10 protein-coding genes and 2 pseudogenes are annotated in these 14,000 nt (G+C 36.1%); 4 read left to right on the plus strand and 8 right to left on the minus strand.

Annotated features, from left to right (window positions below; translation table 11 throughout):
- Window positions 1–197: 197 nt before the first annotated feature.
- Window positions 198–507 (minus strand): annotated as a pseudogene (locus H5187_RS21360) (IS4 family transposase); the annotation flags it as partial.
- Between the two features lie 130 nt (window positions 508–637).
- Between H5187_RS21360 and H5187_RS21365 the strand changes: the two are divergent.
- A complete protein-coding gene (locus H5187_RS21365) occupies window positions 638–1,699 on the plus strand; it encodes an SMI1/KNR4 family protein (RefSeq protein ID WP_182798324.1) in 1,062 nt (353 codons plus the stop codon).
- 332 nt (window positions 1,700–2,031) lie between these two features.
- On the opposite strand, the gene H5187_RS21370 is transcribed toward H5187_RS21365, so the two are convergent.
- From H5187_RS21370 to H5187_RS21380, 3 genes are read right to left on the minus strand one after another with little or no spacing between them, the layout of a single operon-like run.
- On the minus strand, window positions 2,032–2,778 hold the full coding sequence (locus H5187_RS21370; RefSeq protein ID WP_182719022.1) for a DUF1266 domain-containing protein: 747 nt from the start codon (window positions 2,776–2,778) through the stop codon (window positions 2,032–2,034).
- Window positions 2,768–4,870: a tetratricopeptide repeat protein gene (locus tag H5187_RS21375; protein ID WP_182798325.1), complete on the minus strand. Its 2,103-nt coding sequence runs from the start codon at window positions 4,868–4,870 to the stop codon at window positions 2,768–2,770. The genes H5187_RS21370 and H5187_RS21375 overlap by 11 nt, the downstream gene beginning before the upstream one ends.
- A gap of 43 nt (window positions 4,871–4,913) precedes the next feature.
- Window positions 4,914–6,575 (minus strand): Hsp70 family protein, encoded by a 1,662-nt coding sequence (locus tag H5187_RS21380; protein WP_182794672.1) that lies wholly within the window; start codon window positions 6,573–6,575, stop codon window positions 4,914–4,916.
- Between the two features lie 413 nt (window positions 6,576–6,988).
- Here H5187_RS21380 and H5187_RS21385 point away from each other — a divergent pair, with 413 nt between their 5' ends.
- Window positions 6,989–7,999 (plus strand): SMI1/KNR4 family protein, encoded by a 1,011-nt coding sequence (locus H5187_RS21385; protein ID WP_182794673.1) that lies wholly within the window; start codon window positions 6,989–6,991, stop codon window positions 7,997–7,999.
- 73 nt (window positions 8,000–8,072) lie between these two features.
- On the opposite strand, the gene H5187_RS21390 is transcribed toward H5187_RS21385, so the two are convergent.
- Both H5187_RS21390 and H5187_RS21395 read right to left on the minus strand, forming a co-directional pair.
- A complete protein-coding gene (locus H5187_RS21390) occupies window positions 8,073–9,062 on the minus strand; it encodes a DNA-processing protein DprA (protein WP_220493318.1) in 990 nt (329 codons plus the stop codon).
- Between the two features lie 130 nt (window positions 9,063–9,192).
- Window positions 9,193–9,591: a hypothetical protein gene (locus H5187_RS21395; protein ID WP_138585062.1), complete on the minus strand. Its 399-nt coding sequence runs from the start codon at window positions 9,589–9,591 to the stop codon at window positions 9,193–9,195.
- Between the two features lie 243 nt (window positions 9,592–9,834).
- On the opposite strand from H5187_RS21395, the gene H5187_RS21400 reads away from it, so the two are divergent.
- Both H5187_RS21400 and H5187_RS21405 read left to right on the plus strand, forming a co-directional pair.
- Complete coding sequence (locus H5187_RS21400) at window positions 9,835–10,527, plus strand: hypothetical protein (protein ID WP_182768336.1); 693 nt, start codon at window positions 9,835–9,837, stop codon at window positions 10,525–10,527.
- 1 nt (window position 10,528) lies between these two features.
- On the plus strand, window positions 10,529–10,993 hold the full coding sequence (locus H5187_RS21405) for a hypothetical protein (protein ID WP_182798326.1): 465 nt from the start codon (window positions 10,529–10,531) through the stop codon (window positions 10,991–10,993).
- 209 nt (window positions 10,994–11,202) lie between these two features.
- Here H5187_RS21405 and H5187_RS21410 read toward each other — a convergent pair whose 3' ends face one another.
- Together H5187_RS21410 and H5187_RS21415 are read right to left on the minus strand one after the other, a co-directional pair.
- Window positions 11,203–12,738, minus strand: coding sequence for a hypothetical protein (locus H5187_RS21410; protein WP_182798327.1), 1,536 nt, complete (start codon window positions 12,736–12,738; stop codon window positions 11,203–11,205).
- Between the two features lie 104 nt (window positions 12,739–12,842).
- Window positions 12,843–13,607: pseudogene (locus tag H5187_RS21415) on the minus strand (ISAs1 family transposase).
- Between the last annotated feature and the right edge of the window lie 393 nt (window positions 13,608–14,000).

Genomic DNA, 14,000 nt, shown 5'->3' on the forward strand with positions numbered 1-14,000 from the left:
GCTCTGTTGTTTTTAAGCGATTCATAAGATCACAAAACACCATGAATGTTCCCTCGCTTCCCACATTTTTTAATACTATTAGTTCATTGATATATAAAGGCTAATTCTGGGGATACTTTAGCGTTAGATATAGGGAACTAATTGCTCCTTAAATTCTATTATAGTAAGACTCAGATCCCGAGAGAGCCATACAGTTTTTATCTAAGCGACAAGCACTCACGGCAAGCCTTATTTAATTGCTGAAGTGCTTTTGAAAAGATTCTCAGTTTTATATTATAGCCAAATTTTTCAAAGTATTGCGCCCCAAAACTAAAGCCAGACAGCACTTTTCTATTTTTTAACGCGATCAATAACGTGACATTCAAGTGGCCTTTTTCATAGCAACGACAATGAGGTAAATAATAGCCATGACTGCGAAGCACCTTTAGTATATTTCAAGCTTACGCTGCTGCGAATAGCTTTTCCTCGAAGGTTATTCTTCTTTCTTTGTTTACGTTTTGATTTAAAAAAACTGCACACAACAATTGATTCTAAGCGACCTAACTTCTTTGATGCATATTTAGACTTGATACAAAGCTATATACGAATCATTTTTTTAGATAGACTATCAAGCATCTTTACAAGGAGGAAAATATAGATGCAATTTATAGACCCTTTTCCAGTCAAATGCGAGTTTTGTCAACACTTAGCTTATTATCCGTTAACCCCGCTTAAGGCTGAAAAAGCAGCCTGTACAGCTTGCAAAAAAGTTTTACGGCAGACACCTCGTGATCTTCGTAGATCCAGCCGTAAACATGGAATTGAAATTTGGCCTACAGCTCTTATATTTGAAGTTATGCTGCAGTTCGATATTGACTATGATTTGGTTAGCGACGATGAACTTAATGAGGAAACAACCCTATCAACATTTATTGAACTAATGCAAAGAGCTGATCCAAGTATTTCCGCGCGTGACCTACTTAACTTTGATATGTTAGACACTGCTCGCTCTACCTGTGATGAAGAACAATTACTAACGCTAAAGCTGGAGGAGCTGTCTTTACTGTCTCATCCTAAAGAGCCGTTACCAGACAATAATTCTCTTGCAGATCCAAATGTCAAAGGCATTGAGAAAAGTGAACTGCAAACGATGTATAAACAGCGTCGAAAAGCACGACAAACCCAAGATAAACTTACCCCGCGTCCTTCAGCTGAAGAATCCACCGTTGAAGTTAAGGCCCCTAATGCTAATAAATACTCTAACTTTTGGCAAAAACAAAGCGAAGAAAACCACGCGGATATAGATAAGCCATTAACCGATGAGGAAATTCAAAATACTGTGAATAATTTGGGATATACGCTACCCATACTCTATATACAGTTAATGAAAATACAAAATGGTGGCTATCCACAAAACACGCTCATTCAACTCAATGAAGAAAAACCATCTAACTATAGTATCAGCGAGTTTATTAGGCTAGATTCTATCGCTGCAGAAAGTGAATATATGAGAAACGAATGGGGTTATCCTGATATCGGGCTATATATTTGTAATTGCCCTTCGGCAGGGCACCACTTGGTTGCTTTAGATTACACTGAGTGCGGGCCTACAGGTGAGCCTACAGTGGTACATGTCGATCAAGAAAATGACTTTAAAAAAACCATTCTTGCTACAACTTTTGAGCTGTTTATTAGTAAACTACAATATGATGAAGATTAACCTCATGAAATGTGTCATTGCTTTAGAATACTCTGTAACACTTTTTATATAACTAGCTTTTTAGATTGAGACACTATCAGCTCGCTGAGTGTGGTTTATGTTATTGGATTTACCTTTTGAGTTAATCTAGAACAAGCAAATTTAATGCAGTGCGCGCTACTTTAGCGCCCTCTATATTTTTTCAGCATTAATTAACTCAATAAGTAATTGACTATAAAAGCTAGAGCTTTAACGTATAAAGTCAAGATTTTATCTCTTTGGTTTTGTTACTAGTACGGGTTTACATGTTGTAATAAAAGCCACGTTAAGTGGCTTTTATTACAATGTTAGCGCTACAGGTCTATTTGCCAGTTGAGTTGACACCAAGGGTGGTTATCGTCAGCTAAAATTGATGTCAATTCTTCGATATCTAGCTTAATCTCTTGTTTTACTTCGAAAGCATCAGGGTAGCGTTCTGGTGGACCATCCATAGGTTTATCGAGTTTTACACCCACCCAAGTTAAGCGCCCTACTATGTGACTCATGGCTAACTCTTGCCAATCAGTAAATAATTGTTGCGCAATTTTACCTAGCACTAGCAAATAATACCAAGTTTCTTGTTCTGTAATTAAACCAGTAGTATACGCACACCGGCATAGAAATGCAGAACGACCCACATCAAAACCTTTAATCCCACAGTCAGATAATGAAACATTATGCTTTTGAGCCCATCCACTAACCATATATTCATTACTGTTTTTATCGTTGTTTCGATTCAAGTAAAAGTGTTCAATAAATAAATCATAACGCACACTTTCAATCAAACGGCTCATAAACTCGCTGCTACGAGCTGTATCTAAAAAAATATTTAATGTTTCAACTAAATCAGCTTTAGTATGTATACCATAACTATTTTTTAATACTTTTACATTGCCATTAATAATCGCTTGTAGTGGGTACGTTTCACTCTTATGTAATAAGCAATCCAGTGAGTAGCCATTTTGCATCGATAAGTAGCCTGATAAGCTGATTAACCATTGCTTTTGTTCATCGGTTAACGATTGACTTTGCAACATTAAGTCTTCTTGATTATTGTCCATCAACTCTCTCCTTTGTATCTTGCAATTGCTGGCATAAAGCTTTGCACTGCTGTGCATAAGGTAACCCTTGTTCGATAAGCGCTTCACAGCATTTAATAGCTGAATTTAAAGAATGAACGGCATATGGATGAGTATTATATTCGTGGGCAGCTTGTTGAAATGCAGCTAAAGCCGTGTCATATTGGTTTAACTCTAAAAGTGCGCACCCTTTAAAATAATATGCTTGTGGTGCTGCACGTAAACCTTTAATCGCTATATCAGCTAACATGATGCAGGTGTCAAAGTCTTGCTGGTCAAACGCGGCCTCCAAAAACTTTAAACAATCACGCGGGTTGTAAAGCATAAGTTGTTTAATTTCTTTTATATAATTAAGTACGTTACGTTGAAAATCATCAACAACACTTGTATCCGCATAAGCAACTAATTCGGTGTCACGAATATATAATATAGCCAGTGCAAAAATTTGCAGTGATTCAGTATGCCCAAGAGATTCTACTGGGCGCCTCACTGAATCGTCTTCTCGGGTTAGCTCAAGTATGTCCATTTCTTGCTCTGAGTAACAACGTGGTTTTGTTGAACCAGGGAAAAAATCCGTTTTATAGAAATCCTGAAAACTAGCAATATGCTCTTGTAATGTATCAACTAAAACTTCATATGTGATTAAATCGTAGCAATATCTTAATAAATCAACAACTAATGGCCATCCCCACAGCTGGCGTTGATTGTATAAATCAATAAACACTAAAAACTCAGAGTAGGCTTCTTCAAAACGGTGTAATTTACATAAGCAAAGCGCTTGTAAATAATTCGCTTGTTCTACAAATATCGGTTTGTATTGCTCGGTGATTGACAACGCATCCTGATATCGTCCATTTTCATACAGTAAGGTCGCAATTTTTATCGCGTTTTTAGCTTCATCAGCTCTCAACTCTCGAATATATCCGCGTCTTGCTGTAATTAATGCAACTTCAAGCTCCATATCACCAATAGCAGCTAGTTTTGCATCTAAATAAAGATATGCCTTTTCATAATTATTAAGCTTTAAATAACATAAACCAATATATTTGAACATTACCTTAGTACATAGTACGCGGTAATTATGTTCTTGCTTTAAATAAAGTGCGAGTGCAGCCTCATAATTTTTTAATTTATACTCAGCATGTGCTTGGTAATTTAACAGATCTTCCTCTGTTTGTGGAATTGTCAGAGGTTCAAGTATACGTTTAATGGCGCTATAGCTATTAAGCGTCCATAAATACTTAACTATATAATTATAAAGGGGAAAGTCATTTTTAAACTCAGGTCCAATTTGTTCAGCAACATTTTCTAAATCTTCTGTAGTCAATGTGTCGTATAAACATTTATCTTCAATATAGTTACGTATTTCAAGATGGCGTTGAAGATTTTTAAAATCAACATGTTCTGAAATACCGACCACTAAACCGTCATGTATTCTCTTTGGTAACGTTTTTATATAACCCGACAATGCAACCGCAATTTGACGCGTAGTATCATCGCCACTGATAGATAAGCTGCCAGAAATACTTAAACTGGTATCTAAAAATGTCCAGATATTTTCAGGTAAAAAATAGTGTTTAGAAAAAAAGTCGAGTAAGTTGACAGTCAATGCATTACTTTGATTAACATCCCAACATATCGGCGCCGCGAACAACATTTTCCATTGTTCTAAACTGTGCCTAACTGAAATATCACTATAAAGCTGTGTTAAGGCAAGGTTGAGTTGGGATATTGTTTTAATAGTTGAAAATTCAACGGGTTTGTCATCATCAATATCGTGATTGGAGCTAGGTGGTGGCTCCGAAAAAACTTCATCCTGTGTGTCTTCAATATCAGTATCTAGTTGCGGCTGAAATGCTTTAAGTGATGCATCGTGCCAACTAGCTGAATTATCATTTGCATCATCATCACTTTTTGAGATTTCTTCTAGTGCTTGATCATACGCTTTACGTAACGCTTTAAACTCTTCAGGGAATTCTGTTGGCGGAGTTTGTTTTAGTAACTGCGTATAAGCTAATTTTATAGCCCGCTTATCTTTAGTTGGTTCAATACCTAATAGTATCCAATGGTACATTTAGTTTACTCTTATGTTGTGGGCACAAATAATAGAATGCATGTTAATAAGAAATATTCAAAAACATTTTTATACGCTCTTTGGCAGCGTCAATTTTATGATTATCATGGGTTTCTAACGCGCGATCAAAAAGCCCAATGCTTTCACCAACCTTTCTACGTTTATCACCTAAGCTCTCTTGAAACATGCGATCGAGCTTTGCTTTAAAAGCGGTATTGGCAAGTTTATTTTTTGGGAGTATTTTTAAAGCTTGCAGTCTTGAAAATTGCTCTTGCAATTGATTTTGGTCAAGCTCTTTCACGTTCTCACCAACATAAGTACGATAGGTTTTTTCAGAATCCTTGTTTTTAACTTCCACTTCAATCACACCATTGAGATCATAAGTGTAAGTTATATAAAAAGACTGAATTTTGTTCAAAGGTTCAAGTGTAATGTCTAATGTACCCATTAATACATTATCTTTAGGTAGGTAATTTTCACCTTGATAAATCTTAATCAAAACACTTTCTTGACTTGGATGTCTAGAAAATAAAGAGCGCGTTTCACTGACCGGGATCGTAGAGTTACGCTCAATAATGGGTAAAAACTCAGGTTGGTTATGCTCGTTAGATATCTCAACGCCCAGTGTAAATGGGCAAACATCAGTCATGATTACATCTTTGAGCTGAATATTACGCTCGTTCATACTTGCTTGAATGGCAGCCCCAATAGCAATAGCATGATCTGGGTTGTATTGGATTTGTGTAATACGCGAAAATACATGATTAATTTGTTGACGAAAAATAGGCATGCGGGTCGCACCGCCGACAAAGATAAGACCTGCAATATCATCCATCGATAATTTTGCATCAGACATCGCTCTATGAATAGGAAACTTAATACGCTCAATTAAATCATGACAAATATGGCCGAAATCGTCTTCACTTAGGGTATAAGTTAAAACATCGCCTTTGTATTCAAAATCAAAACTGGCAGAGTCATCTATGGTTAGCTGACATTTTAATTGATCACATAAAGACCATATATTTCTTCGCTCACTTTTGGCTAGACGGTACGGTTGGATATCATTTTTGCCAAATACATCGTCGACAATAGCTTGGGTAAAGTCATTACCACCGAGGTAATTATCGCCTCCAGAGGCGTGAATCTCAAAAATGTCATTAAACACTTCAATAACTGATACATCAAATGTTCCACCACCGAGATCAAGCACTAAATAAGTGTTATCTGAATCTTTATTATCTAATCCATATGCAAGGGCTGCGGCGGTTGGCTCGTTAATTAAGCGCTCAACCGTTAAACCAGCAAGTGAAGCCGCCTGCTGTGTAGCTTGCCGTTGTTTATTATTAAAGTAGGCTGGTACTGAAATAACAGCTTCAGTAATGGGTTGTTGTAAATATACTTCAGCTTGCTCTTTAAGGTGCTTAAGTAAAATAGCCGACAGCTCTATTGGGGTATAAGATTGTTCTTCTAATTGATAAACTTTATCTGTGCCCATAAAACGTTTAAATTCAGACACCGTCAACTCAGGATGAGTCGCTAAACGATCCCGCGCAGCTTGACCTACCAATACATAGTCATCTGAAAAACTCACAATAGAAGGCACTAGAACATTGCCCTCAGAGTCAGCGATAAGTTTAACACCACTATCTTGCCATACAGCAACAACACAGTGTGTCGTTCCCAGATCAATCCCTATCTTCATATTACTCCCCCGTTCATCGGAACATTCTTAAATCGTTTTATATATATTAAAACCACTATTTAAAAATCACTTATTATACTAACATTGATTGTTATATGTAAAACCCATCAAAATAAGAAAGTGCAATAAAAAAGCCTATTTTTTCACTGCGTGTAATTCAGGCCAAAAAGATGTTCGCCATGACAAATTAACCCACTATTAATCAAGGAGATAAGAACAAAAATATAAAAGATAAAATGATTAATCTAAGAAATTAAAGATAACAAGAGCTCCATTAACTAATTAAAACGAGCTTAAACATATTCAAATATTAACATTAATCAATTGTAAGTTTTAAGCTATTTTAAATTAATACTGAGTTAATCTTACCGTGATATACTAAGTTTATTTTTTACTTTATTAATAAGATTCTCATGCAAAATATCTGTGCGTATAACGATACTTTAAAAACCAAAAAATGGCATGACCTTCATTTTCCAGCAATAGAAATCACCAATTTGCCGTCTTTTTCACAAGATGAAAGCTACATCTTTAGTGACTTACTTCATCAAGCAGTAAAAGATCGAACAGACCAAGATGTTCTCAAGCTTTTCTTAATAACACCTGATACTCAATTGAGTAATCATTTTTATATGGTTGCCTACTTACAAGATAAGACTATTTTTACCGCCGAAGTGATCAACACCCCGCTATTTTCACAATGGTTAACAACAATTGATAGAGAAAGAAGAAAAGGCGTAGAACCTAAATCTAAGCTGTATGATCTTGCCAGTAATAGTCTATCTAGTCGCCCAATATCAAGAGCATTTGCTGAGCAAATATTCACCCATACTGGTGAGTTTATTGATGAAAATATTCCTAATGCATTTAAAGCAGAAGAATTAGCGCAACAAAAAATAGATTACATCACCCCATTTATTAACTTTGATTCCCATGAAGACTTTTCTTTAGTAAAACAAAATTTAACTCAATTAGTTGAGTCTGAGGGATTAAAAATAATAGAGCCCATTGATAATAAAGCGATTTATCAACAATTTAAAACGCAAGCTGGTTTTGAGTTTCCCACTATTTTAAAAGACTTTTTAACACTGCATAATGGCATTGAAAAAACAGGTTTTATGAATGCACAGACCATACTAAAAGAATGGAGTGACTGGCAAACACCATATCAAAAATGGACGCAAGAGGACTTGCTCGATACTTACAGCAGTAACGATGGCACAGTACTGCCTTTATATTGCACCCCCTATTGGATCCCCTTTTTCGACCAAGGTTGTGGTAATTTTTATGCCATAGATCTTGCACCAAACAGTAAAGGAAAACCTGGGCAGGTAATTAGTTTTGGCGCAGACCAAGAAAGCGGCTATCTACAAGCGCATAGCTTAGCAGAACTCATTGCTGGTTTTATCCATAACGAAGATTAACACCAACTTTTAACGACGTATCTTGGCCCATCGTTTAGTTGTAATGATGGGCTTTTTTATAAACTAAAACCTTTTACGTTGAAATAAAATCGTCTTGAAAGCTTAAGCTTTGTTGAACGACTTTACCGTTTGCTTGCATGTCGTCTTGAATATACTTTAACAGTCCATTCACGCAGATTGGCATTTCCCACGCGCTGGCTCCGCTCTCCATTTCAGAGAACTTTAATTCAGGCCTTAAATTGGCTGTTCCAGGTAAGAACACATTAGCAATTTTTTTATTGTACTTATGTGCAAATGCGACAGTGTGAGCACTGCCACTTTTAATTTCCCACTCGATAGGTAGCAGCGTATTACAAAGCGCAGCCTGTATTCGATTTCGTCTAACAAAGTTTTCGGCACTGTATAATTGTTCAGGCAGGTATTCTGTTACTACTGTGCCACCACGATTTAATATTTGCGCTTTAAGTGTGTTAGAGCCTTTAGGAAACTCAACGTATATACCATTACCAAGAACCGCAACGGTGGGAATGTTATATTTTATCGATTCTGTATGTGCTATTTGATCGATACCCAAAGCTAAGCCACTGACTGTAACAAGCCCTTTATTTGCCAATGCTGCGATGACTATTTTCGCTAAAATTACACCATCTGTTGATGGCTTACGAGTACCTATCACTGATACGGATTTTTTATGTAAGTTTTCAATTGGACCCTGAACAAAAATCCAATGAGGTGCATCATCAATTTTCTTCAACTCTTGAGGAAAAAGCTCCTGCTCTCGGAACAAAAGTCTTACATTATCAGCATGAAGAGAACGTGCGCGCGCTAAGCCAATTGACCAAAGTTGTTGTTGATATGCTTGCCATTCAATATCATCAGGTAATGACACATTCAGGTGTTTAGAAATTTCATCAGCATTACTCGCTTTAAGTAAATTTTTAAAGCCTAAGCCTGACTCTGCTATTTTGTGTAATACCCAATACCCAACGCCGCTTAATGAAGTCAACGCGAGAAAAGCCACAGTTTCATTGCGCCAATAGCCTTTTTGCTGTTCTTTACTCAACGCCAAATTCCATACAACTGTTTAATTTAAAACGCGCTGATTTTTACAGTATTATCAATCAAAGGCAAGGTAAACCAACTGCCTCGGTTGGCACACCTAAAATGCCAAAGCGCTTGTTAAAAACGCAAACTTACTCGTTTAATAACTCATTAAGCGTTGTTATGTTTTTATCTTGCGATTCATAAACAGTATCAAATGGCTCACTTGACCAATCGCCGTGTTTACTTTGCCATGCAAACCAAGCAGATGAAATAAACTCAAACTCTTGCATTTCCTCCACCTCTTCACCGGCTAAAAAGTTAATTAACTGCGCTAACGTACAGTGCCCACTATCAACCAACGTTAACACCTCTGTTCCCATTAGCTCTGTGTCGTCATCGAGTAAAATGATAACAACCGATTCTACAATCAGTTCATACTCCTTATATTCCATTATTGGCGTAACGTATGACTCATCTTGATGGCCTAATAAAATACTGGCGTAATTATCACTAACTTGACCATTTTTAAAAACTAATTGTTGATTCATTTATTTATTTACCTTAACTGCCATGATCGACTTATCTTATTCTTTAAATTATCAAATTTTTGGGTTTAATTCACGACTTACACAATCAAAAATAAGCTCAACCTTAGAACATGGTATTAAATGATAAATAGAACCAAGCAAAAAGCAGCCTGTTTGCTAGAGGTTTTCGAATAGCTGCCCATTGTGGTTTATTAAAAAATATCATGCTAAATTAGAAAACTCTAAATCAAGGATGATGTATTTTTGCAACACTCAAATCTACCTAAGAATGTAAAGTTTCACATTAAAAATACCTATTTGCCAAATAAGGTAAAATTAAGGACTCAAGGCCACCTCAATATTATTGCAGTTAGGGCCATACTAACTTTCATCGTTCCATTTTGTGGTGTGGTTGGCTATTTTACTGAGTCAATATTTTATGGTATTTGCTTTGCTCCTTTATTTTTATCACTCGTTTTTGCTTACTCAAGAAGCCATTATTTAGTCCTTGATGTTGAAACTGGTAAAGCGTACAAAGAAAAATTATTTCTAGCTAAAGCCACATCAAAAAAGATTTTAAAAAATTTAAACGATGTTGAAGTTTTAGTGCAACAAATTCCAGGCCTTGCAGATAAGTATCAAATAGCGCTGTGCCATGAACGCTACACAATTGGCACCTACCAAGATACTCAAGCAGCAGCCGCGTTTTTAGCTAATCATTTTGGCTGTATACACACAGAAAAGGTAAATGAGTTTACAGAAAAAACAAACGTCAGCAGTAACACACCCGATTTAGACCAAAATGCACTCGATAATAGACCTGCAAGTACAGCAGATGATCCAGCTCTAAAAAGCGGCAAAGATATAACTTTCTGGGATACCAAATCATTGATAAAAATGATTCTCCTCCCCTTCATATGTTTTATTATCATCGGACTAATAGTGACTACTTTATAAAATGAAATTTACAAAACTGACAAATCAACAAGCGCAAATCAAGCCATTTGCCACAAGTGCTGTTAACTTTATGGGCGCATTTATTTTATTTATAAGTTGTTTATGTATGTTTAGTGTAATAGATGGCGAATTTCCCTTGGTACCTTGGGCTGCTATTTCCACACTTGGCTTTTGTTGTACATTTGCTAATTACAAAATTAAAATTGATAAAGAAACAAAAAACATAATTATACGCGCCAAAAGCATTTACGTTATTAAAGCAGATTCAATTGCATTTGCGGATATACGCGGCATAGTGGTTGACGAAAAATTATTTGGTAAAAGGGATTACCGCCTATATCTTAAATTAGTTAATGAAGATAGATACATATTAATAAATAAAGGTTACAAAAACAGCTTAGAAAAAGTAGCCAATGAGCTAAGTAGCTTTATAAACAAACCTATCTATAAAACCTATGAACGTTAGGTAATTGCCAAAAACACTGCTGAAAATTCAACCTCGATAGATAAACAGACCCTAGTTAACCACATTTATTTTTTAAAAATCTAGTTTAATCTTTTACTCTCATAGTGTAGGTCGGGATCAAACTTTATATTTGTCTTAATTGATAAAAATCGTAAAAGCAACTTAAGCATAATGCTCAAATGGCATTTACTCAGATAAAGTTTAAGTAACTAATCCAACGGCAGATCTTGTAGCTTAATTAATAACGCTTGTAATTTATTTGCAGGGAATGTGAGTTTAGAAAAAATTTCATCGCGATCAAATCCATACTCTAATTCAATAATCCATTGCTTAAACTTTTCTATATACTGTTCAGGTATTACTGAAATAGGGATAGCTTGCAAAGTCTCAGATCTAATATGTTCAGTAGTGCTGGCAAAATGCTCTTCAAGCCCCGCCATAAAGTATGCCCAGTGCAGTTCTGTAAAGTTAGCCATAAACAATTCATAATCAATGTGATCAGTTGCTACTTCAGTAAAAAAACGTTTAAATGCGTGCTCTGGCTCAACATTAATAGCGTGTGAGAAAAACTCGGTATTAGCTTCAATTATGGCCCATAAACTTCGGCTCTCTCTTCCCAATACTAATAATGATTCAACCTTGTCAGGTGCGTGTGTCAGTGCATAGGAAATGAATCCTGAGGCGTATTCACGATCTAAACGAGCCATAAGTGTATTATCTAACGCATGTTCACTGGGGATGTGCTCACAAAGCGTCAATAACGTATTTGCACTTAACTTATCGTTTTTGTTATCGATTAGGCTCGCGTCTGCAATGGCTAGAAACACCTCAGACTGCTTATCTAGTGCAAAATAATCACGTAAAACCTGTAGGTTAGGTTGTATCGGGTAACCCACCAGCAGTGCATCGCACGCTGTGGGTAAGTCAATCAACCCATGACTTAAACGATAAAAAATAAGCTCTTCGCTGGGCATTGAGCTATCGTTTAATTTCATTGCAAGTGCAATATATTCTTGTGCCAGTGAGTGATTACTCGCAGCGAGCACTAAAGCCGTGGCAGCATCTTTCCAAAACGGCATAATGCCTCGGACCATAAACAAACTATTTAATTTTTCAACAGTTTGATTAATGTATTCAAGCGGGAATTCATGCTTTAGCATATACTTTAAAATATGCAAAAGGCTCATCGCTTCTTCTCGACCATCCGCTACATAACTCGTTAGCTGAATATCTTCATTAAACCAGTTGAATATATTACGATAATTTATATCACTTGTTTGCCCCTTTAAATCTAATAATGCTATTTTGGCATTGGTTCGATATTCAGGATCATCATTATCCATTTCATCAAGCAGTGTTTCTGCAATATCATAATCACTGATATAGTCAATAAGATCTAATAATAAATACCTTGAAAAAAAGTGCCGAGGTATTAACGCCTGAATGATATCCGCGCCCCAGTTGTCAATAATCTTATATAACCATTGAGTATTGAATTCATACTTACTCTGCTTTGATAAATGCTCATAACAACTTGTAACAAGTATATCTTTAACTTGCTCGTCCAACGTGAGCTTATTATTAGTTTCATTATTAAAGGCTAATAAAAACAACAGACTTGTTATGACTTCATCGCTTTCGAATTCATTAAGCATGAGATCAGCTGCGCTTAATGAACTGGTATCTAAATTAATAATGGCTGCTAATGCTGACTTTTTCGAATTATCCGTTAACTCTGTATGCAAGGTTATCTCCTAAATTTTAATCCATAATTATTAATATTAACCGATTTTATATCAAGAAAACATGAAGTTATTCCACAGGGCCCGAGGACACTTTGTTAATAAAGTTAACCGAATAATAATTCCTCTCTAAAAGCGTCATCATAACAGATTCTTACACACTTACTTCTTATCGACCCTTTGCTATTTGCATACTGTTTTACCATGTTTCTTATCACTCGAAGGAATACACCAATGTGCTGCGCAATCAGTGGTTCATGTATTTAACTGGCATCTTCTTTAAAGGCCACATCTAATATCTAGGGTTGTTGATTTTCTGTCAGCCAATGATGCCTGATAGCTTTGCTTATCAGCGCGCTATCTGTTAACGATGTCAGATAATAATGGGTATCTATACTCGTTCTATTCCCTTTTTTCTTTCTCTTTTTACCGTAACGAGTGTGTTTATTGACCGCCATTTTTCTTAATTTCAGGCTTTAACGTAGACGCATCAAGACAATCAGCACGTCACGTCGGCTAGCTAATTGTTTTAATGTCTCTGTTTGACAATGCATCTAACGTAATGATTGCATATTTAATATCAATCATTTGAAGAGGGTCTCTTACTGCGGGTATTTCATTGATCTTAATGAATCCGTAAATCCGTATCAACCGTTCGAAATATGCGAGCAATACTGTGTCGTGTCGGTATGCCATTGCTGAAAGGACGAAATTGCTTTAACCAACCAACCTTACATTTCAATGCCTTGCATTTCTTCACACCCAGATGTTACAGCACTAATAATAAGAAAAAGCACATCGACAAGGTTATGATACTGGTTGATTGTTGAGCGGTTATCTTTTACGAGTTCTAGATAGGAAAATAAAGACAAATGGAATATAAAATGATGAAATTTAGCGCATTAGATCATAAATTATAATTATTTACAAAGTATGATCCCCCCTACGCTAACAACCGATAAAGCGAATTTACTAAGCTGGTAATTTTCTATATGGTATCTACTTCTCGCATGCGCTGCTTTTTAACAGTGGCTGTAAATAATAAATAAGGGAAATAAAATGCTTAACTGGTTTAAAAAAACCACTTTGCTATGCGTTGCAAGCTCTGCAAGTATAGCCATAGGGGCAACAACCCCCACGACCAGGGCAAGATCACGAACTTTACCTTGACTTAAAAGTATGATCTTATACTCCTTTTTAAGGAGCCCCCATGCCTGATATTCAACTATTTAAATATTTCGAATCAATTGACGACCCTCGCCAGC

The sequence above is a fragment of the Pseudoalteromonas sp. SG44-1 genome, assembly GCF_014164315.1.
In the GTDB taxonomy this organism is placed as follows: Bacteria; Pseudomonadota; Gammaproteobacteria; order Enterobacterales; family Alteromonadaceae; genus Pseudoalteromonas; species Pseudoalteromonas rhizosphaerae.